The sequence below is a fragment of the Pantoea sp. Fr-CA_6 genome (assembly GCF_024520895.1).
Lineage (GTDB): Bacteria > Pseudomonadota > Gammaproteobacteria > Enterobacterales > Enterobacteriaceae > Pantoea > Pantoea agglomerans.
Genome location: NZ_JALNPO010000017.1, coordinates 22,661 through 46,388, shown reverse-complemented (window position 1 = coordinate 46,388; position 23,728 = coordinate 22,661). Strand labels below are relative to the sequence as shown.

Below are 23,728 nucleotides of genomic sequence, written 5' to 3'. Positions count from 1 at the left end.
GATGGGTACAATTTCTGTTAACGGGAACTGTAACCATAACAATAGTGATTTTGTGTCACTGTTACCATCCCTTTTCCCGCCGTAGCATAGAACTCTGTCTGTTTTCAGGAGAGTCACCATGCTCGATCCCTCTTTCTTCAGTTACGTTACCGTCATGTCGATTACGCCAGGCCCGAACAATCTGCTGCTGGCGACCTCAGGCGTCAATTTCGGCATGCGCCGCACGCTGCCGATGGTGTTTGGCATACTGGTAGGTTGTGCGCTGCAAACGGTGATCGCCGGCGTCGCACTGGAGGTCTTACTGCACTGGATGGCGGCGATTCGCCTGCCGCTGACGCTGGCAGGCTGTGCCTATCTGTTGTGGCTCTCGTGGAAGATTTTCCGTGCGGCAGCACCTGAAGTGCGCAGCAAGCCGCAGCCCATGACGCTGCTGGGCGGAGCCTGTTTCCAGGCGATCAATCCCAAAGCCTGGCTGATGGCGACCAATGTGGCGCTGTTGTACAGCGCCAGCAGCGGCGTGCTGACGGTGATGATCGGCTTTATGCTGCTGAACCTGCCCTGCATTCTGATCTGGGCTGCGCTGGGCGATCGCCTGCGCAGCCATCTGCAGATTGCCTGGAAGCGTCAGTTATTCAACAGCCTGATGGCGCTGTCGCTGGTGGCGACTACCATCTGGATGCTGACCGACGCCTTGCTGGCCGCTTAATCGGGTGCACCTGGTGCTGTGGCCGACGGCCATTTCCAGTTCTGCACCTCCGGCACATCTTCACCGTGTTCACGCACATAGCGATGATGCTCAGCGATGCGCTCCTGCAGATCGTCCAGCAGCTCAGGATGCGCATCGGCCAGGCCCGGCACGCGAAGAATCGCCTCCTGCGCCAGATGATAGCGGTCAAGCTCGTTCAGCACCGTCATATCAAATGGCGTAGTGGTGGTTCCCTCTTCATTGAAGCCGCGCACATGGAAGTTGCGGTGGTTGGTACGCGAATAGGTCAGGCGATGTATCAGCGTCGGATAACCGTGGAAGGCGAAGATCACCGGTTTATCCTGAGTAAACAGCGCGTCGAATTCCGCATCAGATTTGCCATGCGGATGCTGATCCTGCGGCTGCAGCGCCAGCAGATCGACCACGTTCACCACGCGGATACGCAGTTCGGGCAGCATACCGCGCAGCAGATCCACCGCCGCCATCGTCTCCATGGTCGGCACATCACCGGCACAGGCCATCACCACATCCGGCTCCTCATGCTCTGGGGTGGTGCCCGCCCAGCGCCACTCGCCCATGCCCGCTTCACAATGGGTTACCGCACTCGCCATATTCAGCCACTGCGGCGCAGGCTGCTTGCCCGCCACAATCACATTGATGCGGTCCCAGGTGCGCAGGCAGTGATCGCCAACCCACAGCAGCGTATTGGCATCGGGCGGCAGATAGATGCGCACAATGTCCGCTTTTTTATTGGCAACGTGATCGATAAAGCCCGGATCCTGATGGCTGTAGCCATTGTGATCCTGTCGCCAGACGTGCGAAGAGAGCAGATAGTTCAGCGACGAGATCGGCTTACGCCAGCCCAGTTTACGCGAGACTTTCAGCCACTTGGCGTGCTGGTTAAACATCGAATCGACGATGTGGATAAAAGCTTCATAACAGTTAAACAGCCCGTGGCGGCCGGTCAGCAGATAGCCCTCAAGCCAGCCCTGACACTGATGCTCACTGAGAATTTCCATCACCCGGCCATCACGCGCCAGCTGCTCATCGTAAGGCTCTGTTCGTTCCAGCCAGGTACGGCTGGCCACGTCGAAGACCGGCGTCAGGCGGTTAGAGGCGGTTTCATCCGGGCCAAACAGGCGGAAATTATCGCGGTTGCGCTGGAACAGCACGCTGAGGTAGCGGCCCAGATGCTCAGTGGCCTGCGCCATCTGTGCACCTGGCTCGCTGACATCGCAGGCAAACTCCGCGAGTTCAGGCGCATCCAGCTCACGGCGCAACAGGCCGCCATTGGCATAAGGCGAAGACCCCATGCGTTTATCACCTTCCGGTGCCAGCGCCTGCAGTTCCGGCTTTAAGCGACCCTGTTCATCAAACAGGTCGTCTGGCTGATAACTCCGCATCCACGTCTCAAGGATCTGGCGATGTCCTTCATCTTCGCGACAGGCCGCGACCGGCACCTGATGCGCCCGCCAGAAATCTTCCACTTTCTTGCCGTCGACCGTTTTGGGGCCGGTCCAGCCTTTGGGGCTGCGCAGGATAATCATTGGCCAGCGCGGCACCCCGGTGGTGGCTTTACCCTGGCGCGCCTCGCGCTGATAAGCGGCGATTTTACTGAAGGCACTATCCAGCGCCTCCGCCATCAGCGGATGCATTTTTTCAGGCTCATGCCCGCAGACGAACAGCGGCTCATAGCCGTAGCCACTGAACAACTGGTGCAAATCTTCATCGCTGCTGCGACCCAGCAGCGCCGGGTTGGCGATTTTGTAGCCATTGAGGTGCAGAATCGGCAGGACCGCGCCGTCACGTTCAGGATTCAGGAATTTAATGCCGTGCCAGCTGGAGGCCAGTGGACCGGTCTCCGCTTCGCCGTCGCCAATCACGCAGGGTACAACCAGTTCGGGATTATCGAAGGCCGCGCCAAACGCATGGGAAAGCGAATAGCCCAGCTCACCGCCTTCATTAATCGAGCCAGGCGTTTCCGGTGCCGCGTGGCTGGGAATGCCCCCCGGAAAGGAGAACTGTTTGAACAGACGCTGCATGCCCGCCGCATCCTGCGTGATGTGCGGATAAATCTCGCTGTAGCTGCCCTCAAGCCAGGTATTCGCCACCATGCCGGGGCCGCCATGTCCTGGTCCGCAGATGTAGATCATATCCAGGTTTTGCTTCCGGATAACGCGGTTGAGGTGGGCATAGATAAAATTCAGGCCTGGCGTAGTGCCCCAGTGACCCAGCAGACGCGGTTTAATGTGTTCAGGCCTGAGTGGCTCACGCAACAGCGGGTTATCCATCAGGTAAATTTGTCCGACGGAGAGGTAGTTTGCTGCCCGCCAGTAGCGGTCGAGCAGCGTGAATTCCGGTGAAGCAGGGGAGTAATACATGCAGTTTCCTCCTGATCGTGCAGCTAAAAGATGCCTTAACCCTAATAGAGAATGCCCGGATCGACCAGGTAACCGGCCAATAAAAAAGGCCCCGCAGTGCGGAGCCTTTTTATCAATGGCGCTGAATTATTTGCCGACGACGAACGCGGTTTCACGTCCTTCATCGTTTGCTGCCATCGGGGTAACCGGCGAATAGTCGAGCTGCAGAATCCGGCTGGTTTCGGCTAACACTTTCTCTGTCAGCGCTACGTCGCCGTTCAGCTTACGTCCCCAGGATGGGATCACCGCACGGATTTTGTTCTGCCATTCCGGCGAAGCCATCTGCTCAGGACAGACCTTGTGCAGCAGCTCCAGCATGATCGGTGCCGCCGTAGAGGCGCCAGGCGATGCACCCAGCAGTGCTGAAATCGAGCCATCCTGTGAGGCGACCACTTCGGTGCCCAGACGTAACACGGCGCCCTCTTTCTCATCTTTCTTGATGATCTGCACACGCTGACCGGCAGTCACTAAGCGCCAGTCCTCCTGCTTCGCCTGCGGCACATAGGCGCGCAGGGCGTCCATCCGGTCGCGATCGCTTTGCAGCACCTGATCCATCAGATATTTCACCAGATCAAAACTTTTCAGTCCTACTTTCACCATCGGCAGCATATTGCTGCTGTTCAGTGAGGTGAACATATCCATCAGCGAACCCTGCTTCAGGAACTTAGTCGAGAAGGTGGCGAACGGGCCAAACAGCAGCACCTGCTTGCCATCCAGCACGCGGGTGTCGACGTGCGGCACGGACATCGGCGGCGCACCGACGCTGGCTTTGCCATAGACCTTGGCCATGTGCTGCGCGACGACCTGCGGATTTTCCGTTACCAGGAATGAACCGCCCACCGGGAAACCAGCGTAACCGTTGGCTTCCGGGATGCCAGCCTTCTGCAACAGCGGTAACGCTGCGCCGCCAGCACCGATAAATATTCTACCCGCCGTCAGTGTGCGACGCGTGCCGCTGTTCAGACACTGCAGCGTCACCTGCCAGCGACCGTCGGCGAGCTGCTTCAGCTCACGCACTTCCTGGCGCAGACGCAGCTGGAAATTCGCCCTCTTCTCTAACGAGGCGATCAGCTGACGGGTGATTTCACCGAAGTTCACGTCGGTGCCCATCTCCGTCCAGGTCGCGGCCACTTTCTGGCTGCGGTCACGGCCATTCATCACCAGCGGGATCCAGCGGGCAATCTGCTGCGGATCTTCGGAGTAGGCCATGCCACGGAACAGGGTGCTTTTCTGCAGCGCCTTAAAGCGCTTGCGCAGGAAGTCGACATTGTCGTCACCCCAGACAAAGCTCATGTGCGGCGTGCTATGAATAAAGCTTTTAGGGTTGCGCAGGTTGCCTTTCTGAACCTGATAAGCCCAGAACTGGCGGGAAATCTGGAACGATTCGTTGATCGTTACCGCTTTAGAGATGTCGATGCTGCCATCCGCCTGCTGAGGCGTATAGTTCAGCTCTGCCAGCGCCGCATGACCGGTGCCCGCGTTATTCCAGCCGTTGGACGACTCTTCGGCCACGCTATCCAGCCGCTCCACCATTTCGATGGACCAGTCCGGCTCTAAATCCTGCAGCCACGCGCCAAGGGTGGCGCTCATCACACCTGCGCCAATCAGCAGCACGTCAACGTCTTTGCGCTCCTGCGCGGTAGTAGTGGTGTCCTTTGCCATGGCACTCATCGCGAGCGCAAGGTTTACAGCTGAATTGCACATGAGGCGACATCTCCTCTTCTGTTGACCTGAAGCCCAACAGTTTTGCAGGCGAAATAGTCACGCTTCTTACGAGCGCGTTGCGCTATTTCTCAAAGGTTAAGTCTCAGGTATAGGGTTAAAGCGGTAATAACGCGTTAACTGCACGTTATGCTTTGTCATCTGAATATAACATTCTCGCATCTGAATTAAACATTTGTTTATTTTTTAAATGCAGAAATGATTCAGCATAAGAATTAATCATCAGGGCCAGCGGCGTATTAGGGATTTTTTAGTGTGAAGTCAGTGGGTTAACGGAAATGGCATGTTGCTGAAAAGCCCCATACTGGTGCAACGACGGAATGGATATGAACCGTGCGGAATTATTTAATCCGCTGAAATTTAGCGATTTATTATGCAGCAAGGAATAACGGGAATCGGGAGCAGAGCGCCTGAAAGGCTGCTTGTGTAAAAATAATGTTACATTTTTGTGAGTCTGAAAATGCGTGCACACCGGCGCACGCATCGGATTCACTTATGACTGACTGGCGCTGGCGGGCAACTTTTTCAGACTTATCGCCATGCGGTTGTAGGTGTTCATCAGACCAATCGCGATGTTCAGATCGACAATCTCTTTTTCACTGAAGTGCGCTTTCAGTGCGGTATAGCGGTCGTCTGGCGCACCCTGCTGAGCAATCAGGGTCAGGCATTCAGCCCAGTACAGGGCAGCCTTCTCTTTATCACTGAACAGCGTACCGGATTCCTGCCAGACCGAGGTCAGCACGATCTTATCCCAGCCCATGCCCGCTTTATTCAGTGCTTTGGTATGTAAATCAATGCAGTAGGCACAGCCATTAATCTGCGATATGCGCAGGAACAGCAGTTCCAGTAAAGTGAGCGGCAGATCGGTTTGTGCCAGATAACTGTATACGCCGCCCAGCGCTTTCATGCCTGCCGGTGCTGCACTGTGAAAATCGATACGTTCGCTCATCTTATTGCCTCATTCAGGGTTGATAAGGCGATTTTCAGCCTTTCAATGGAGCAGATAAAGTGCCAAAAAATGAGAGTCTGACTGGTCCATCGCCGCTTTCCACGCTGACACTGCAGCGCGGCGCGTCACGTGGCCTCAGTGAACAACTGCGCCAGCTGATCGAACAGGCGATTGGTGAAGGTCGTTTACAACCTGGCGCACGTCTGCCTTCCTGCCGCGATCTGGCCGCTCAGCTCGGCGTGGCGCGTGGCACCGTTCGCGCCAGTTATGACATGCTGGTTGATGGTCAGTTTCTGCAGGCCAGAGGCGCGGCGGGTACCTTCGTCAGCCCATTACCGCCGTTAAAACCGGTCAATGCCGAGGCTGAACGCCAGCTGCTGGAGGGTGCAGAGGAGTATGAAGCGCCACCGCTGACCTTCCAGATGGGCATTCCTGCCAGCGATGCATTCCCGGCCAAAGTCTGGCTGCGCATTCTGCAGCGTCAGACGCGCCTGCAGGTCAGCAGACCGGCCAGCTATCCCGATCCCCGCGGCAGCTTAGCGTTGCGGCAGGCGCTGGTGGCCTACCTGGCGGTGGCACGCGGCCTGCGCTGTCAGGCGGACCAGATTATTATTACCAGCGGCTATGCTGGCGCAATGGGACTGATTGGGCTGGCGATGAATTTTCAGGGTAAAACAGCATGGCTGGAAGATCCCGGATTCTGGGTGGCGCGTCGCGCGGTTGAAGCGCTGCGCGTCACGCCGGTTGCCGTGCCGGTTGATGCCGAAGGGTTGCAGGTTGAGGCCGGGATTGCTCGCGCGCCGGATGCCGCTTTTGCGCTGGTCACACCGGGACAGCAGGCGCCGCTTGGCATGACGATGAGCCTGGCACGCCGGCATGCCCTGCTTAACTGGGCCAGCCGCGCGCAGCGCTGGATTATCGAAGATGACTATCTCGGCGAGCTTCAGCCCGGCAATCGCGCCGCGCCGGCACTGGCCGCGCTCGACAGCCAGGGGCGGGTGTTGCACATCGGCACGTTCAGCAAGACGCTGACGCCGCAACTGCGTCTCGGTTTTATGGTGGTGCCACCCGCGCTGATGGCCCGATTCGGTGAGGTCTGCGCGTTGCTTTCGCCTGCCTCCTCCGGATTGCTGCACAACGCGGTGGCGGAATTTCTGCGGGATGGCCACTTTATGCGGCATCTGCGGCGCATGAAGCGCGTCTATCATGAGCGGCTGGAGCAGATGATCGCGGCGCTGCATCCTCACTTTCCTGACCTGCAACGCGCCGGGCTGGCGGTGATTCTCCGTTTACCCGCCGGTTCACCGGATCAGGTGATTGCGCAGCAGGCGGTGGAGTGGGGCATGGCACCGTCGCCGCTGTCGATCTGGTATCAGCAGGCGGATCAGCGCGGTGCGGGCCTGTTACTGGGGGCGGCCCATCTGCCACGTGAAGGTTATGCGCGCAGTGCCGAACGGCTAAAAGCGCTGGTCGATGCGCAGGCTGTCAGCCTCTGAACCAGCGACGCCAGACAAAACGGATAACAAAAAACTCCAGTGCGCCCAGCAGCAAAAACCAGACGCAAAACACCACCGTATAGAGCTGATTCAGGTCCTGCAAATGGAACATCTGCAACAGATGCTGCGCTACCGTCACGCTAAAGGCGGGCGCGGGCAGCAGCAGCGCCGAGAGAAAGCCCAGCAATAAAATGCCACCAGGCACGATCAACGTTTCAAAAGGGTTATTCATAACCGGTATCCCATATTTATCAGCCCGGCATTTTCCGGTAAACGGCGACACGGTTCAATGGTGGCGCGCTGCTTCGTGCGCATCCGGCATGCTACATGGCCAGAGAAATGGTCAGAAAATGCTTTGCTACCATCGACTTAGCGCGATTCATAGCGGATGATAAGAGTTATAGCCTTTGCTATACTTAAATCCCTGATTTTACTGTCTTTTTATCTTTGGGTTTGCATGGTAGACTGCGCCCACTTTTTCATAACTGAACACTTTGTGTGGTGAATTCAGCGTGAATTGCCGCTTTTTCGCCCCAGGTGAATAAATCATGACCTTTATTGCCACTTTAATTCTTGCGCTGGGCATGTCGATGGACGCGTTTGCTGCTGCTCTGGGCAAAGGTGCCACGTTGCATCGTCCCGGTTTTAAAGAAGCGCTGCGTACCGGTCTGATTTTCGGCTCAATTGAAGCGCTGACGCCGCTGATTGGCTGGGCGCTTGGCCTGGCCGCCAGCCGTTACATCATGGCGTGGGATCACTGGGTCGCCTTCATCCTGCTGGCGTTTCTGGGTGGCCGAATGATGATGGAAGGCTTCCGTCAGACTGCTGTTGCAGAACCCTGTGAAGCTCCGCAAAGTCATGGCTTTATGGTCCTGGCGACAACTGCCGTCGCGACCAGCCTGGATGCGCTGGCTGTTGGTGTGGGTCTGGCTTTCCTGCAGGTGAACATCATTACTACCGCGCTGACCATTGGTGCAGCCACTACGGTGATGGCGACGACTGGCGTATTAGTCGGGCGCTTTATCGGTCCGATCCTGGGCAAATGGGCGGAAGTGCTGGGTGGAGTAGTGCTGATTGCCGTCGGCTCTACCATTCTGTTGCAGCATCTCGGCTACACCGCGTAGGGCTTTTGCACATAAAACCGCCATTTTTGTGATCTGGTTCAAATTTATTTGCTGTTAAAACGCACAGGAGCTATACTTTTTCGGTATATGTTCAACTAAATTTGAATCAGGTGTTCCATGAAACGTATTTTTAAACACGTGTTCCGCGCTTACGTTGAGACGTTCAAACACGTACCGCCGGGTGCCATGTACTAAGCACCCCGCAAGAAACCCTCGATAATCGCGGTCAGGGATCGACCTGTGATTATCACCTTTTCTGCTTTTTCTGCCTTTGCTTCTGCTGATTTAAACCCGCGTTTTTGCACTTCGGGTGCATCCTGTTTGTTGCTACTCCTCTCCTTCTGATTTTCCCGTTTTGCGTCACTTTGAGCCAGAAAAGACGTTGCAGCAGTGATCTAATCTGCCCGGTAGATTTCCGGATGCCAGATAAAACGGCGGCATACCTTAAACAGGAAACAAGCACTTTTAATGGGTCACGGGATTGCCTGTGCCGAAGCTAAGATTCACGGTTAACTCTGATGATTCTTCCTGAATATTTCAGTAAACCATTCGATAAAGACCCGGACCTTAGGCGGAAGATAGCGTCTGTCAGGGTAGAGTATTGAAACCGGCTTCGTCACAGTCGCATAACCCGATAATACTTCCTTCAGCTGGCCTGTTTCGAGGCAGGGCTTTAATGCCGTATATAATGCGTGAAGCATGCCAAGGCCCGCCACGCCACAGGAAAGAAGGACGTCAGAATTGTTAACTCGTACGCTGCTTCCCGGATGCCGTGAAACAATTTCTCCGTTCATGACAAATTTCCATTCCTGGACGTCCCGACTGTGTTCATTAAAAAAATAAATGGCTTTGTGATCTTTAAGGTCATCAGGCGTTAAAGGAGTGCCATATTTATCCAGATAAGAGGGTGCTGCACAGGTGACCATCTGCAGGCTGCCCATTCTGCGCGAAATAAAATTCGAATCAGCAAGCTCACCGAGACGAATAACACAGTCCACACCTTCTGTAATTAAATGGGTCAGGCGATCTGAAGCGGTTAAGACTATTTCAATTTCAGGATATAAAGCCTGAAACTCGCTTAATTGTGGGATCAGGATACTGTGTGCCAGCGCCAGTGGAACATCAATGCGCAGCTGGCCACGAGGTCGCTGATTTGAAGAGTAAGAAGCCATTATATCGCTGGCATCACTCAGCAGCGTTTTAGCCCGCTGATAAATTTCCTCCCCTTCAACGGTCACACTCAGACTGCGCGTTGTGCGGTGCAATAGCTTAACGCCAAGCTTGTCTTCCAGTTGTTGTACGGACTTACTGACCGCAGGGCGATGCAGCTGCAAGGCGTCAGCGGCCCGGGTGAAACTACGGAATTCAACGACGTGAACAAAAATATCCATCAATTCCAGCATGTTCGAGCGCATCATTTAACTCCGCAAAAAATATTCCTGCCGAAATAGTGTATTGCGGATTATATCTCATTCCGATTGTTTCTCCTGCAGTAACACTGAAGTCCTTTTACGTGGCTTTTTACGCCCGCCTGCTTTTTTTATCATCACCCTATTCGATGCATACACATGGGAAATGACAAAATGAAAGCATGGTTACTGAAAGATTTTGGCCTTGAAAACTTAAAGCTTGAAGAGGTGGAAACGCCTGTACCCGGTCCGGGTGAACTTCTGGTTAAAGTTGGCGCGGTGTCTCTGAACTTCAGGGATAAGGCAATAGTAGAGGGCTTTTATGAGCCTCATCTGGTTCCAAAGCCACTGATTCCTGTCTCTGATGCCACGGGCACCGTTGTTGCCACGGGGCAGGGTGTGTCCCGTTTTAGCACGGGTGATCGCGTTAACTCGCATCTCTATTCACGCTGGTTAGAGGGTGAACCTGCGGCCGATGAGCCAGCATGGTGTATTGGAATGCCGTTACCCGGCGGGCTGGCTGAATACATGATTATTCATGAGGACAGCGCAGTTAAAGCGCCTGACAGCATGACCGATGAAGAAGCCTCTACACTTCCTATCGCTGCACTTACGGCATGGTACTCGCTAATGGATATCGGCAATCTGCAGCCCGGTCAGACCGTGCTCGTACAGGGAACCGGTGGCGTATCGGTCTTCGCTGCTCAGATAGCGCATGCCTATGGTGCACGTGTCATTGCCACCTCCAGTAACGATGCAAACCTTGAGCGCATTAAATCACTGGGAGCAGATGAAGGGATTAACTATAAAAAATACCCTGAGTGGGAAAGAAAAGTGCTTGAAATGACTGATGGTAAAGGCGCTGACGTAACGATAGATGTCGCCGGGGGCAATGGCATCAATCAGTCAATTGCTGCGACAAAAGTTGCCGGTACGATTGCTCAGGTAGGATTTCTGACCGGCCAGACAGCACAACTTGATTTGATGCCGTTAATTTTCCGTCAGACAAAAATCCGGGGCATTGCGGTTGCACCACGCTCCTCGTTTGATCGGATGAATCCGTTCCTCAATAAACATAATATCAAGCCCGTCATTGAACAGGTTTACAGCTTTAATGAGGCGGTTGAAGCCTTCCGGCATCTCTCCCGTGGTGCATTTGGCAAAATCGTCATCAGAATTAGCGACTGATAACGACTTTTTATTCCTCAATTCTGGCAGTTTTTACTGACTGCCAGATACTTTTGGATCCCAATCTCAACGCGTTAAACCCCTTCTCAAAGCGTACTTATATCCTTTCTGCACATCGTCAAAAGGGCCGCTTTTCGTATCACCACGACCGGCAGCGGTGAGTTACTTTTGCGGGTGGATAAGCAGAAAAATGCGTCAATTTTCGCCCGGCAAAAACGCTCCTGTCTTAAATCGCATCGGCCAAAAATTCAATAAATGTCCGTACTTTCGAATTGAGTGCCGAACGTTCGGTGACACAGGCATAAATATTCATCGGCAGGGACTCAATGGTGCTCTCGCCACTGTGACCTGACCAGGCCAAAGGCCTTAGCAGACCGCTGTCTATCAGTGGCTGAGCAACAAAACTTGCCAGACGGGCAATGCCGCCGCCGTTTACGGCTATTCTGGCGATGATATCAATATCATCGCTGATAAAACTGGGGTTGAGTTTTGCATTAACAGGCTGTCCGTTGACCATAAACGTCCATGGCAGAAACCGTCTGTCGGTGGGATAGCGGAAAACCAGGCAGGCGTGCTGGCTAAGTTCTCCAGGCGTCTGAGGCGTACCAGCGCGATCAAGGTAAGCGGGAGCCGCACAGAATATAAAGGGTAACGATGCAATTTTTCTGGCGATCAGTTGATCATTCAGCTGTGCTTCGATGCGGATACTGACATCGACGCCTTCCAGGCGATGATCGACGTTGCGATCGGTACTGATCAGTTCAATATCTATATCGGGGAAAGACGCTTTGAAAGCGGGCATAAGGGGAGCCAGAACGTACCGACCAAACGCGGCTGTCGTAGCGATACAAAGTGGCCCCTGTGGTTTGGTTTCATTCGCAGCAGCCTGAGAGGCGAGTTCGATATCATGTGGGATGTGACGGACTTTCTCGAAATAGCGTTTACCGTTTTCCGTTAAGGTCATGCTGCGGGTGGTGCGCGATAGCAGTCGCACGCCCAGATGCGCTTCAAGACGGGAAAGACTCTGGCTGACTGCTGCCGGACTCATACCTTTAGCGCGTGCCGCCGCTGCAATACTGCCGTTTTCCACCACGCGAATAAAAGTGCTAATCAGCCCTAAAATGTCCATCGTATCCTCAACCGTTAATTCGTCACTTTTACTTAATAATGATTAAAGCATAACCGCTCTACAACCCCCCGCATAAGCTTGTTAAGTTAGCCACAGTCTTATCTACTTTTGTTAAACAGGATATTCAGATGACTGATGCTGCAACAAAAAAAACCTTACGAACCCGCTTGCCGGTGCGCACGACACCTTACATATTTGCGCTTTATATGGCGATCATCATGGCGTTCCTGATGAGTCTGGTCATCACGTTAGCCGAATTCGGAATGGGGCCTCATTACATGAAAAATGTGATGAATGCTTACCGTGTCGCCATGCCAGCGGCTTTCTTTTGCATACTGGTTGTCCGTCCTGTTGTTATCCGGCTCGTAGGATTGACCGTTCACGGTCACTGAGACAGTCAGCATGCCCAAAATGGGCGGACAGGTAGGGTTTAGCCCGCTTCTCGCTCATCGCGGCAGGCTGCTTCTGCACCAGAATGGAGGCGGGTGGCAAACCTCCAGCATTTCAGATGCGGGGTGAGGGCGGGCAGGTCGTCCGGATACTGACCGGTATCAGGATGAAAGATACCGAAGAGCCGGGCGTACGATATGCAGCAGGTAAAGCTCACAGATGAAGAGGGCGGTGACAGCGCTTCGCTGGCCGTGCGGAAATTTTTAGGCGATGTGACATTACAGGCTCTGTTTATTGTTAAGCATCAACGTTAAATCGGCACCGTCATTATGACAGGATTAGCCTGCTCCTCTTCGCACACCGCGGAGCCTGAAGCACTTCCTGAGCAGTCAAAATAAAACAGCCATTCAGCCATCTGAGCGTTTAAATGGTTAAAATAAATAAACATATACATTGCTAAATTATTATCGCTATGTCTTAATGCGTCATCGGTTTGGAACACAGACCTTATGAAAGCAGTTTTAGTAAAGTAGTCCTCAGTTCAAGTGTTATCCACAGATATCCTTCTTCGAGAGCCTCCTCCTAAGTGCCCAATAAGTAAATCTCTAACTACAGGCCATCTTCGCCGCTCTTAGTGGCTAATCGATTAAGGAAATATCTATGTCTAACAAAATGACTGGTTTAGTAAAATGGTTTAATTCAGATAAAGGTTTTGGCTTTATCACTCCCGATGACGGCAGCAAAGATGTATTCGTACATTTCTCTGCTATCCAGGGTGATAACTACAAAACGCTTGATGAAGGTCAGAAAGTCTCCTTCACCATTGAAAATGGCGCTAAAGGCCCTGCAGCTGGCAACGTCACAGCGCTGTAAGCCGCGCTCATTATCAGCGACGCCTACAATAGCGATGAAGACATAAGTCTGAGCAGATAAGCTCTGCTGATAATAAAATAAACCCGCCCAGTGCGGGTTTTTTATTGCCTGAAATTCGTATTATTTCTGATCCGTTAACCTGCTCCGCGTTTATTCGTCCACCCCGATGTTAATCCTCTCTTCATAAGCCCTGCCCGTAATGAAATGTTACGTTAAGCCATCGGGCAAAAGCCATAACGCGCTTTTTGAAATCAGCGATGCTCCCCTGAGGCGTATTACTGATTACCAGCAAGTCATCCATTTCTTTTGCTAACGCTGGATATCGGGCATTGAATGTAAAGCGATACTCCTCGAGTGTTTCAGGCCACTCTTTGTCATGTTCACTTCGAAGAATATTGGTTGCTCTGATTGCCTTTCGTGCAGCAGCACGCTGTAGCTGCAACTTTTTATTTTCGTCAGCAGATAACTGCATTTGAGTTATTAATTTTTCCAGCACCGGCAGGAAGTCACCATTCACTGCTACCGCGATTTCTTTTGAAGGTTTAAATGCCTGGAATCGTTGACTCAGGTCCTCTCCATAAACGCAGACACAGTGATGTTTGAGCCAGTATCCCCAGCTAAGCAGATTATCCGGATGCACTACCTGTTGTAACAGACCACAATCAAAATCGACTTTACTGACAACAGGATTATTTTTTTCAATTTTACGTTGTATTTCAGTGAGTTGAAATTTAGCCACTTCGCCGGGATCAACGCTAAATATGACTGTTATATCCAGATCGGACTTCCCGATTTTTGCCCGGCCTTCAGCCACACTGCCATACAAATAAAGGCTATGTATAAGCTCAGGAAAACTTTGGATTAGCTTTGCCACGACCTGTGCAACAATATTCCGGAACTCTGGCTGCAATTTATTGGTTTCTGGCAGGGCAATAAAGCCGTTGTGATCGATTGCCACCCTGTCTCCCTTTTAATGGCGTCATTCACCGGGTTAATAAGTCCTGGGAATCTGAGATTCTCATGGCGGATTAATTATATCTCTCATGTCTGCTTCTCGCTCACAGCGTACACACATCATTCACTGCCGTCATTGCCTTCCCGCTTACACCAGACAGATCTCCCGCCAGAGTTCATCACCCGCAATGCCAGCGTCTTCTTAGGCGAAACCCCATACTTTTTCACACCATCGCGCGGATAACCCGCCTGCTGCCTGATCCCGACCTACACTGAATTATTCTCCCCAAACCAGGAGCAGCGGATGATCCAGAAGCATCGACGAAAACAGGCAGCGATTGTGGCAGGTGTTGGATTGGGTGTGGCGGCCACGTTATGGGGTATGAAACGCTGGCGGCAACTTAAGGAGACGCCGCCGGTGTCGCCGAACAGTCATCACGCCGGTCTGGCCGGTTATTATCAGCAGATTGGTGACTGGCGCATGTTTACCCGCGTTACGCCCAATGAGGCTCAGGGACTGCCGGTCGTGTTAATCCACGGTCTGGTGATGTCGGGCCGGGCGATGGAGCCACTGGCGCTGGCGCTGGGGCGCGACTATCACGTGCTGGTGCCGGATCTGCCCGGTTTTGGCGCCAGCACACTGCCCCCTTCTGCGCCGATCATGTCGGTGGATCAGCTGGCGGATGCGCTGTGGCTGTGGTTACAGCATAACGGTTTCCAGCGCGCTATCTGGGTCGGCAATTCGTTTGGCTGCCAGATTCTGGCCGCGCTGGCGGTGAAACATCCACAGGCTGTAGCGGGACTGGTGCTGCAGGGGCCGACGGTGGATCGTCATGCCCGCAGTCTGCCGCGTCAGCTCTGGCGCGACTGGCGTAATGGCCGCCTGGAATCCCGTCGTCCACCGGGGCCACTGGCCCGAATCGATTACGCCAAAGCGGGCCTGCGGCGCGCCTTCGGTACCCTGCGCGCCATGATGCGCGACCGCATTGAGCATCGCCTTACTTACATTAACGCACCCACGTTGCTGCTGCGGGGCTCGCGCGATCCCGTCTGTCCGGCCCGCTGGCTGGATGAACTCGCCGCCCTGATGCCGCGCAGTGAACGACTGACATTACGCGACGGGACGCACACTTTGCACTACGTCTACCCGTGGAGTTTCTGTCACGCCATCCGCCCGTTCCTGGCACGTATCCAGCAGGAGGATCAACATGAGTAAACCACCAAGAGGGATTGCCCGCTTTGACTCTGCTGCTGCCATGCTGCTTGCGCTGGCCAATGCGCTGCACGACCGCCCCTTTGCCAGCCCCAGCCAGTCACCGACGCTGGATCGCCTGTTGCCCTCACTGAACCGGCTACCGACCGGGCTGCGTGAGTGGGGCTATGCGCTGGGCGGCATGGCAGAAGGCATCAGCCTGCGCCAGGCGGGTGAACTGGATGTGGAAGGGATCGCCGAATGGATGGTGAGTGAATACCCGCAACAGGATTATCCGGCGGCCTTTATCGGTTCATCGAACGGTGCACTGGTGCATCTGGCGGCGGCGATGGGTGTGCCCTGGTTGCCCCAGACTTTTCTTTGCCCGGTGCGGGCCGCGAATAACGATCCCGATGATGCACAGACCAGCTTTGAGCAGGGCAAAGAGATTGCTGCCGCGCTGCTGGCTGCCTGGCCACGGCTGGCGGTGCACCATATGCAGGACCCGAATCAGGATCGGTTGATGCTCGATCAGATGCGCTACTTCCGGCTAAAACTGCGCGAACTGCCGCTGGCCTTCAACGAATTCCTGATGGGAAGTCTGCCCGCCGGATCAACGCTGTTTATCAATCATTGTACCCGACAGTGGCCGGTAACCCGCACCAGCGACCGCTCGTTTTTCCAGTTTGGTGCGCTCGGCGGCGCAACCGAAAAAGAGTACTTACAGGGTGGCCCGCGGGTGGCGGAATATCTGGCACGCTATGGCATCGATCGCGAGCGCTGGACGCCGCCGGCCATTACTGACCACGTGCCGGAAGCGGAGTGGGGACTGGATGGTTATCTGATTTCGCCGCTGAAAAAACTGGCGGAAGCTCAGAACTGGAAGCTGATGGAGATTCGTTATGAAGATCCGGAGGCGATGAGCTATGTGGTGGCAGAGATCTACCGCGACTGGTATCTGGCGGCGGGAATTTTACCGACCCGGCTGACGGTGGACAGCTTCCTGCTGATGGACCCGTGGTGCAGCATGCATCAGCACGCCATCCCATTCTGGCTGGTCTTTTGCACCGAGCCTTCGGCCGCGGCCCTGCAACGCTTCCTGGAAAAACAGCCGCCGTTCCGCAACATCGACATGATGCTCTTTTCTCACGGCACCGACAGTATCGGGCTGGCGGAGATTGACCGCTGGCGGGCGCTGCTCTCCCATGCACGTGATGAAGGCGTATTCATTGGCGTGGATGAAGAACGTTTCCCGCGTGATTTCGCGACGTTTGCCCGTTTCGACTCGGCGCTGCGTGAACGGGCACCGCTGTTGCCACCTCCACCCGCGCTGAGCGCGGAGAAGGTGATGACGGGTATTCAGCGTTATGGTGCGAAATATGGGGTCACCCTGACGGCGCTGACGTAGCAGTCGCGCCGTCAGCCGTGATTATTCGCCGTCGGTGATCGGCTGGCGCACCAGCAGCAGGTAGGCGAGTGCGCCAACCAGCGTCACGCAGGCACAAATCATCAGCGCCATGCTGAACGATTTGGTGGTGTCGAGCACCCAGCCAGTGATGACCGGCGCGAACGAGGCGAAGATAAAGCTGGCGAAGTTCTGGATGCTGCCGACAGACGCTGTCATACGGGCGGTGACGTTGGCGTGGATCAATCCCCAGCACGACGTTCCGGCGAAGTGGATACAGAACAGCGCCATCCCAATCAGCGTTACGGCGCTGGTGGTGTCGGTCGCGCGGGTCACCACGGCGGTAAAGCCGGCGGACAGCAGCATCCCGCTGACGATGCAGACTTTGCGGGTTTTCACCGCGTTAAAGCCGCGACGTACCAGCGAGTCGACCACATAGCCATTCAGCAGCATGCCCGCCGCACCGAACAGGAACGGAATCGCTGCCAGCAGGCCGGTACTTTTAAGATCGAGATGATAGGTCGACTGCAGATAGCCCGGCAGCCACGCGATATAGAGCCAGGCGGTGTAGTTGATGCCGCTGAAGCCAATCATCATTCCCCACATGGTGCGCTGCTTAAACAGGCCGCGCCACTCTTTGAAGCTGATCGGCTCTTTACGCGAGGCGACGCTGCCCGCCTGCAGATAGTGGATCTCTTCAGCGCTCAGGGTGTTGTTGTCGCGGTCGCGGTAGATCATATACCAGCCGATAGCGAGGAACATGCCGAGGATACCGATCGTGACAAACATGCCACGCCAGCCCATCACCAGCATCATCGCCGCCAGAATCGGCGGAGCCACCGACAGTCCAATCATCGAAGCCGCATTGAACATCCCCATCGGCATGCCGCGATCTTTAATGTTGAACCAGTCGTTGATCACTTTCACGCCGCACGGGTTCATCGGCGCTTCACCAATGCCGAGGCCGATGCGCACCAGGATGAACTGGGTAAAGTTATGCACCAGGCCAGAGGCGGCCTGGAACAGCGACCAGATAAACATGCCAATGCCGAGCATAATGCGCGGCCCTTTACGATCCAGCAGCGCGCCGCACGGCAGTTGCGCCAGGCCGTAAGCCAGCGAAAAGGCGGAGAGCAGGAAGCCGATTTCGGTGGCGCTCAGCCCCATCTCCTCGCGGATGGTCATATTCGCGACCGACAGCGAGCTGCGATCCAGATAGTTGATGATGGCGGCGAACAGCAACAGCAGCATCGCCGTGATCTGAATCTTGCGGATACGCGGTGAACGTACCACGTCGCTGCGCATCGGCACGAAATCCTGGTCTGATGGCGTGTCGCCAGCTGCGCTGTCGCGGCCGGTTACTGAAGTCTTTTCCATTGCACTCTCCCGAAACTGGGTACTTATCGTTATGGTGAGAAGGGGTCTGCGCGCAGCGGCAAAAGGCCGCCGTGACGTTGCAGTCGAGACTAAGAGCAAAGGGTTAAGGATGTTGCAAAGATGTTTCTGAATCGTGCGGGAGCTAATGCTTTGTGGTTTTTAATCGGTTTTTAATTGTACTGACCGATTGAGCGCACCATCGAGGTTTTAGCGGTCGCCAGATGATTATGTAATGCACAGAGGGCGTCGACATCCTGACGGCCAATCAGCGCGGTCAGAATCGCCATATGCTCCTCCAGCGCCACAATATTTCGCTGCTTGAGGTCGCTCTCGTCCCACTGATAATGCGAGTGAAAGATCACCGAGATAATCTCCAGCGACTGATTGAAAAATGGGTTGTTGGCGGCGGATAAAATCAGCGAATGCATCTGACGATCCAGCGCGGCAAAGTGGCGATAGTTGCTGGCGATGGTGTCGCGCATCGATCGGTGACGATCCAGCAGATCCCGCGCCTGAACCCAGCGCTCGTCGCCTGCGGGCAGATTCAGGAAGCGGCTCAGGGCGTGGGTTTCCAGCATCTCGCGCAGTTCAAACAGCTTCTCGGCGTAATCCTGGGTGAATTTTTTCATCCGCCACTGGCCGCGTCTGACCGGCTCCAGCAGGTCATAGCGCATAAAGCGCAGCAGGAATTCGCGCACCACCACCGGACTGACTTTCACCTGCTGCGCCAGTTGCAGCTCGCTGAAGGTATCGCCGGGCACCAGCTGCCGCTGATTAATCATATTAAAAAACATCTGCTCAAAGTGGCTGGCCTGCTGCTCAATCGGCGGCGTTAACGCGCTAAAACCGTCATCTTCGCGCGGATCGCGCACGATAACCCAGGTTTGATCCACCTTATCCAGCACGCCGCACTGATGCAGATAGTGCAGGGTGTGGCGCACCGTAGTCCGGCTGATATTAAACATTTCCGCCAGTGCCGCCTGGGGCGGCAGCGGTGAACGAATATGGTGCTGAGCGATGCTTTCCAGCATCTGGTTGATGACGTTCTGGCGCAAATTCTGGCTGCGGCTCATCTCACTCTCCGGTTTTTTATGCATTAAAAACCATTCAAAGCCCAAAAAAATCGCGGTGCTTCACACTTCCCGCAAACGAACACCGCAGCGCGTGCAGGATTCGCCATAACTGCCTGCAGGACAACCGGAGAATCACCATGACAACAATGAAAGCACTGGTCATCGCTGAACCACGTAAGATGGTATGGGCCACCCGCGATATCCCCACGCCCGCCGCTGGCGAGGTACTGATTAAAATCCTTACCGCGGGAATCTGCGGCACCGACATCCACGCCTGGTCCGGTAATCAGCCATTCTTCAGCTATCCACGGGTGCTGGGCCATGAAATCTGTGCCGAAGTCGTGGCGCCGGGAAGTGGTGCGGAGAGCTTTCAGCCGGGCCAGCGGGTAGCGTTAATGCCCTACATCTCCTGCCTGCGCTGTGACGCCTGCCAGAGCGGCAAGACCAACTGCTGTGAGCAGATCTCAGTGATTGGTGTGCATCAGGATGGCGGGTTCTGCGACTACCTGAGCGTGCCGGTCAGCACGCTGCTGGCGGTGGATGATGTCGCGCCGGAAGCGGCTGCGCTGATTGAGCCGTTTGCCATCAGCGCCCATGCAGTGCGTCGTGCCGCAATCGTGGCGGATGAGCAGGTGCTGGTGGTGGGTGCCGGACCGATTGGGCTGGGTGTTGCCGCTATCGCCGCCGCCAGCGGCGCGCAGGTGGTGGTGGCGGATACCAGCGAATTTCGTCGCCAGCATGTTGCTGACCAGCTCGGCCTGGCGGCACTGAATCCGGCTGATGAAGCGTTTTACAGCGCGCTGCGCGAGGAGTTTGGTGGCCGTCTGGCGCTGAAGGTGATCGACGCCACCGGCAGCCCGGCGGCGATGAACAATGCGGTCAACCTGATGCGACACGGCGGCACTATCGTTTATGTCGGCCTGCACAAAGGCGATCTGGTGATCCCGGACAGTGAATTCCATAAAAAAGAGACCACCCTGATGGGCAGCCGCAACGCCACCCGTGAAGATTTCGATCGGGTGCGTGCGCTGATGGCCAGCGGCCAGCTGCGCGCCGAAATGATGCTGAATCACCATCTGGCCTTCTCCACGCTGGATGAAACCTTTGAGGCGCAAATCATCAACAACCGCGAGCTGATCAAAGGCGTGATTCATTTCGACCGGTAACGCGGCCAGTCGGTTCGCGTGGTTCAGGGCGCGGTGAGGGTCTGAAAGAAGTGCGCCCGCACCGCGTCAGCATCCACGCCAAGTGCGATACGCTGGGCGGGCAGGCCGTTAAAGGGATCCTGGCGGGAGGCCAGCGCGCTCAGCTTACGCACCGTCTGACCGCAGGCGATGCCCTCCGTGATCACCCGCAGCGGGCTTTCGGTCAGGGTAAACGCCTGTGGCAGAATGAGCCACGCCACCGCCAGGGTGTCGTGCAGCGCCATACCCTCGAACCCCTCTTTCTGCAGGCTGTAAGCCAGGTAAGGGCGACAGATCGCACTCAGCACCGGCTGATTCAGACGCTGAACCTCATCGCCGCTGATCAGCACCTTGTGCGTGACATCCAGCGGGATCACCACCACGTTCAGCGCCGAGGCGAGCACCTGATCGGCAGCATGCGGATCTTTCCAGATATTAAATTCGCTGAAGGGCGTCACGTTGCCACTGTGCCCGTCGGTGCCAAATGCGCCACCCATGATCACCAGCTCTTTCACCAGCGGAATAATATCCGGCGCCTGATTAATGGCCGTGGCGATATTGGTCAGCGGACCAATCGCCACCAGGGTGATCTGATGCGGCTGCGCCCGCACGCTGTCGATAATAAACTGCACCGCGCCCGGCGCCTGTTTGCTGCACGCATTATCAAACGCATCGCCCAGCCCATCTTCACCGTGCAGTCTGGCAGGCGCAGAGGGTGGCAGCGCCAGCGGTCGTGAACAGCCGCGATAGACCTCCGCGTTAATCGCCATTTTCCCGCAAAACAGTCGGGCGTTTTTCACCGCCTGACCCACCGCCACGTTGCCGAAGACCGTGGTAATCCCCAGCAGATGCTGCGTCCGCGCCGCATAAGCCAGCGCAAAGGCGTCATCCACGCCAATATCGGTATCAAAAATCAGGGTACGCATAGGGTCTCCGCAACAGGCTGTAAACCATCAGCATTACTCCGTCTGTGGCGTGCGCGTCAAGGTTTTCAGCCGCCATGACCTCACTGTTGCCAGCCTGAAACGGGCGTCGTATTATCACCGGCTCAAGGTGATGGCGTGCCACCTTTCCCAACCGCCGGTGGGCTTTACACCGGCTGATGACGCCTGACACTTAATCCTTTCGCGGGAGCTGAGGTGTCAGGCGCAGTTTATCTCTGCCTTTCCCCCTCAGCCCGGCGTCAATCTGCAATCAGGAGCAAGACATGTTGAAACCGTTATTGGCTGTGATGATCGGCGGCTCTGCCGGCTGTGTACTGCGCTGGCTCTTTGCGATGCGCTTTAATGCGCTCTTTCCCAATCTGCCGCCGGGCACGCTGCTGGTGAATCTGATCGGCGGTCTGGTGATCGGCGGCGCGATGGCCTGGTTTGTTCGCCATCCCGACATCGACCCGATCTGGAAACTGCTGATCGTCACCGGACTGTGCGGCGGGCTGACCACCTTCTCCTCTTTTACGGCGGAATTAATGGGGTTGCTACAATCAGGGAACTATTTCTGGGCGATGACCAGCGCGCTGGTGCATGTGATCGGTTCGCTGCTGATGGCGTTTGCCGGTTTCGCACTGGTCACGATGCTGGGCTGATCCGGCTAAGCGGCGCTTGTCATACTCCTTAAGAGGTAGATACTGTTTCAGGTTTTACGCCCGACCATCCCGCATGAACGGGCGCAGAAGCTGAACGTCACCGATTATTCCGGACGATTAAGGAGCCGAGCAATGCGAACTAACCCCACATTCCTTAACCTGGTGCTGTTAAGCGGTGAACCCGGCCAGAAGCTCCAGGCGGCGCATGACGCCGGTTTCGATCAGGTGGAGATCTGGCGCGAGGATGTCGAGGCGTGCGAGGGCGGCGCGGCGGCACTGGCTCAGATCGCTGCCCGGCAGGGACCTGGCTTTACCAATCTCCAGGTGCTGCGCGATTTCACCGGGGCACCCAGCGCGTTGCGCGGACAGAAGCGCGAAGAGCTGCGCCAGTTTATTCAGATTGCCCAGGCGCTGGGCTGCGACACCATTCAGGCGCCGGCCAGCACCCGCGAGGATTGCTGCGCCGACCAGATTGATGATGACCTGCGCTGGATGGCCTCTGAAGCTGCGCGCTACAACATGCGCATTATGTATGAGCCGATGGCCTGGTGCAGCGTGGATAACACCCTGCCGCTGGCGTGGCAGCGATTGCAGCGGCTCGATCAGCCCAATATCGGGCTGGTGGTCGATCTGTTCCATATCTGCGCACTGGGCGGCGACGCCTCACAGCTGGACGGTATTCCAGCCGATCGCATTTATGAAGTACAGCTGTGTGACATGGCCGCCGTTCCCGCGCAGGATAAGCAGAGCCTGATGGCGATGGCAAAGCATCAGCGTCTGCTGCCCGGCGATGGCATTATCGACATTGAACGCTTTGTCGATAAGCTCAAAAGCGCGGGCTATCAGGGCCCGGTGGGCATTGAAGTCTTTAATGATGCGCTGAAACGCCTGCCGCCTGAGGTCGCTGCCCGTCATGCCTGGCAGGCATTAAAGCGCTGCTGGGGTTAATCCTGTAAGCACTGCGCGATAAACGCGGCGGCATGCATGGCACCCTGAGCGGAGATGGTGTGGCCGGTGGCGGGTTCAAATCGCGCTTCTACCGGCACCAATGCGGCCCTGAGTCGTGCTGCGGCAGATTCGCTCTCCTGCCACGGGATCACCTCATCGGCCTGGCCGTGGATCAGCAGCGCGGGCAGATGAGGCTGTGGCGTCAGTTCACCGTCAGCCGCCAGACGACCCGAAAAGGCGACCACGCCCGCCAGCGGATAACGGCCAGATGCCAGCGCATCCAGCGCCATGATCGACCCCTGTGAAAAGCCGACCAGCACCACATCCTGCCAGCGGTCGGCGAAGCCGTGCTGTGCGATAACGTCGCTGAGGGTCGCGTCAAACGCCGCCCGCGCGGCCCGTACCCGACCTGGCCGGTTCTCTGGCGTCACCTCCTCCAGGCTGAACCACTGCCAGCCAAAACCGGCGGTAAAACGTTCGGGCGCATTGGGTGAGGCAAAAATCACATCCGGCAACAGCGTCGCCCAGTGACGGCCAATCGGTGCCAGATCGTCGCCGTTACTGCCTACGCCATGCAGAAAAATTACCAGTGCTTTTGCCATTA

Annotated in this window: 23 protein-coding genes and 1 riboswitch; of the genes, 12 read left to right on the top strand and 11 right to left on the bottom strand. The window is 55.8% G+C overall.

Annotated features, from left to right (window positions below; translation table 11 throughout):
- Window positions 1–118 precede the first annotated feature (118 nt).
- Window positions 119–706 (top strand): LysE family translocator, encoded by a 588-nt coding sequence (locus NR201_RS20850; protein WP_031593770.1) that lies wholly within the window; start codon window positions 119–121, stop codon window positions 704–706.
- Here the strand turns inward: NR201_RS20850 and NR201_RS20845 are convergent.
- The 3 genes from NR201_RS20845 to NR201_RS20835 all read right to left on the bottom strand — a co-directional run bounded on the left by NR201_RS20845 (window position 703) and on the right by NR201_RS20835 (window position 5,797).
- The gene (locus NR201_RS20845) at window positions 703–3,087 is read right to left on the bottom strand and encodes a phosphoketolase (protein ID WP_256850126.1); all 2,385 of its coding nucleotides are present in this window, start codon (window positions 3,085–3,087) and stop codon (window positions 703–705) included. The genes NR201_RS20850 and NR201_RS20845 overlap by 4 nt on opposite strands.
- A 126-nt stretch (window positions 3,088–3,213) precedes the next feature.
- Complete coding sequence (gene mqo, locus NR201_RS20840) at window positions 3,214–4,830, bottom strand: malate dehydrogenase (quinone) (RefSeq protein WP_022623958.1); 1,617 nt, start codon at window positions 4,828–4,830, stop codon at window positions 3,214–3,216.
- A gap of 511 nt (window positions 4,831–5,341) precedes the next feature.
- Entirely contained in the window at window positions 5,342–5,797 is a 456-nt protein-coding gene (locus NR201_RS20835; RefSeq protein ID WP_179257322.1) for a carboxymuconolactone decarboxylase family protein, read from the bottom strand.
- Between the two features lie 59 nt (window positions 5,798–5,856).
- Between NR201_RS20835 and NR201_RS20830 the strand changes: the two genes are divergently transcribed.
- Window positions 5,857–7,293: a PLP-dependent aminotransferase family protein gene (locus NR201_RS20830; RefSeq protein WP_256844837.1), complete on the top strand. Its 1,437-nt coding sequence runs from the start codon at window positions 5,857–5,859 to the stop codon at window positions 7,291–7,293.
- Here the strand turns inward: NR201_RS20830 and NR201_RS20825 are convergent.
- Window positions 7,283–7,525: a DUF1158 domain-containing protein gene (locus NR201_RS20825; protein WP_010253517.1), complete on the bottom strand. Its 243-nt coding sequence runs from the start codon at window positions 7,523–7,525 to the stop codon at window positions 7,283–7,285. The two genes, NR201_RS20830 and NR201_RS20825, sit on opposite strands and share 11 nt — an antisense overlap.
- Window positions 7,526–7,841: 316 nt before the next feature.
- Here NR201_RS20825 and mntP point away from each other — a divergent pair, with 316 nt between their 5' ends.
- Window positions 7,842–8,417, top strand: a complete 576-nt coding sequence (gene mntP, locus NR201_RS20820; protein WP_010253515.1) for a manganese efflux pump MntP — start codon at window positions 7,842–7,844, stop codon at window positions 8,415–8,417.
- A 117-nt stretch (window positions 8,418–8,534) separates the two neighbouring features.
- Window positions 8,535–8,612 carry a stress response protein AzuC gene (gene azuC / locus NR201_RS22770; protein WP_111534772.1) on the top strand — a complete coding sequence of 26 codons (78 nt, stop codon included), beginning with the start codon at window positions 8,535–8,537 and terminating at the stop codon, window positions 8,610–8,612.
- A gap of 314 nt (window positions 8,613–8,926) precedes the next feature.
- Here the strand turns inward: azuC and NR201_RS20815 are convergent, their stop codons facing one another.
- The gene (locus NR201_RS20815; RefSeq protein WP_245116870.1) at window positions 8,927–9,832 is read right to left on the bottom strand and encodes a LysR family transcriptional regulator; all 906 of its coding nucleotides are present in this window, start codon (window positions 9,830–9,832) and stop codon (window positions 8,927–8,929) included.
- 168 nt (window positions 9,833–10,000) lie between these two features.
- Here NR201_RS20815 and NR201_RS20810 point away from each other — a divergent pair, with 168 nt between their 5' ends.
- Window positions 10,001–11,014, top strand: a complete 1,014-nt coding sequence (locus NR201_RS20810; RefSeq protein WP_022623962.1) for an NAD(P)-dependent alcohol dehydrogenase — start codon at window positions 10,001–10,003, stop codon at window positions 11,012–11,014.
- Between the two features lie 226 nt (window positions 11,015–11,240).
- Here NR201_RS20810 and NR201_RS20805 read toward each other — a convergent pair whose 3' ends face one another.
- Window positions 11,241–12,143: a LysR family transcriptional regulator gene (locus tag NR201_RS20805; RefSeq protein WP_010253505.1), complete on the bottom strand. Its 903-nt coding sequence runs from the start codon at window positions 12,141–12,143 to the stop codon at window positions 11,241–11,243.
- Window positions 12,144–12,271: 128 nt separating this feature from the next.
- Here NR201_RS20805 and NR201_RS20800 point away from each other — a divergent pair, with 128 nt between their 5' ends.
- Both NR201_RS20800 and cspA read left to right on the top strand, forming a co-directional pair.
- Complete coding sequence (locus NR201_RS20800; RefSeq protein ID WP_256850125.1) at window positions 12,272–12,535, top strand: DUF2798 domain-containing protein; 264 nt, start codon at window positions 12,272–12,274, stop codon at window positions 12,533–12,535.
- 658 nt (window positions 12,536–13,193) lie between these two features.
- Window positions 13,194–13,406: an RNA chaperone/antiterminator CspA gene (gene cspA, locus NR201_RS20795; protein ID WP_010253500.1), complete on the top strand. Its 213-nt coding sequence runs from the start codon at window positions 13,194–13,196 to the stop codon at window positions 13,404–13,406.
- Window positions 13,407–13,587: 181 nt separating this feature from the next.
- On the opposite strand, the gene NR201_RS20790 is transcribed toward cspA, so the two are convergent.
- Window positions 13,588–14,364: a nucleotidyltransferase domain-containing protein gene (locus NR201_RS20790; protein WP_256850124.1), complete on the bottom strand. Its 777-nt coding sequence runs from the start codon at window positions 14,362–14,364 to the stop codon at window positions 13,588–13,590.
- 300 nt (window positions 14,365–14,664) lie between these two features.
- Between NR201_RS20790 and NR201_RS20785 the strand changes: the two genes are divergently transcribed.
- Both NR201_RS20785 and NR201_RS20780 read left to right on the top strand, forming a co-directional pair.
- Entirely contained in the window at window positions 14,665–15,576 is a 912-nt protein-coding gene (locus NR201_RS20785) for an alpha/beta fold hydrolase (protein WP_033766570.1), read from the top strand.
- A complete protein-coding gene (locus NR201_RS20780; RefSeq protein WP_061704383.1) occupies window positions 15,569–16,960 on the top strand; it encodes a hypothetical protein in 1,392 nt (463 codons plus the stop codon). The genes NR201_RS20785 and NR201_RS20780 overlap by 8 nt, the downstream gene beginning before the upstream one ends.
- A gap of 21 nt (window positions 16,961–16,981) precedes the next feature.
- Here the strand turns inward: NR201_RS20780 and NR201_RS20775 are convergent, their stop codons facing one another.
- Together NR201_RS20775 and NR201_RS20770 are read right to left on the bottom strand one after the other, a co-directional pair.
- Window positions 16,982–18,334 carry an MFS transporter gene (locus NR201_RS20775; RefSeq protein WP_010671480.1) on the bottom strand — a complete coding sequence of 451 codons (1,353 nt, stop codon included), beginning with the start codon at window positions 18,332–18,334 and terminating at the stop codon, window positions 16,982–16,984.
- Window positions 18,335–18,504: 170 nt separating this feature from the next.
- Window positions 18,505–19,407, bottom strand: a complete 903-nt coding sequence (locus tag NR201_RS20770; RefSeq protein WP_010671481.1) for a GntR family transcriptional regulator — start codon at window positions 19,405–19,407, stop codon at window positions 18,505–18,507.
- A 137-nt stretch (window positions 19,408–19,544) separates the two neighbouring features.
- On the opposite strand from NR201_RS20770, the gene NR201_RS20765 reads away from it, so the two are divergent.
- Window positions 19,545–20,573: a zinc-binding alcohol dehydrogenase family protein gene (locus NR201_RS20765; protein WP_256850123.1), complete on the top strand. Its 1,029-nt coding sequence runs from the start codon at window positions 19,545–19,547 to the stop codon at window positions 20,571–20,573.
- A 23-nt stretch (window positions 20,574–20,596) separates the two neighbouring features.
- Here the strand turns inward: NR201_RS20765 and NR201_RS20760 are convergent, their stop codons facing one another.
- Window positions 20,597–21,517, bottom strand: coding sequence for a nucleoside hydrolase (locus NR201_RS20760; protein ID WP_223566226.1), 921 nt, complete (start codon window positions 21,515–21,517; stop codon window positions 20,597–20,599).
- A 117-nt stretch (window positions 21,518–21,634) separates the two neighbouring features.
- Window positions 21,635–21,710: riboswitch (Fluoride riboswitch) on the top strand.
- 88 nt (window positions 21,711–21,798) lie between these two features.
- Between NR201_RS20760 and crcB the strand changes: the two genes are divergently transcribed.
- The gene (gene crcB / locus NR201_RS20755; protein WP_022623971.1) at window positions 21,799–22,176 is read left to right on the top strand and encodes a fluoride efflux transporter CrcB; all 378 of its coding nucleotides are present in this window, start codon (window positions 21,799–21,801) and stop codon (window positions 22,174–22,176) included.
- 132 nt (window positions 22,177–22,308) lie between these two features.
- Window positions 22,309–23,124, top strand: coding sequence for a sugar phosphate isomerase/epimerase (locus NR201_RS20750; RefSeq protein ID WP_022623972.1), 816 nt, complete (start codon window positions 22,309–22,311; stop codon window positions 23,122–23,124).
- Here the strand turns inward: NR201_RS20750 and NR201_RS20745 are convergent.
- Complete coding sequence (locus NR201_RS20745) at window positions 23,121–23,726, bottom strand: alpha/beta hydrolase (RefSeq protein ID WP_223566225.1); 606 nt, start codon at window positions 23,724–23,726, stop codon at window positions 23,121–23,123. The two genes, NR201_RS20750 and NR201_RS20745, sit on opposite strands and share 4 nt — an antisense overlap.
- Window positions 23,727–23,728: the final 2 nt, after the last annotated feature.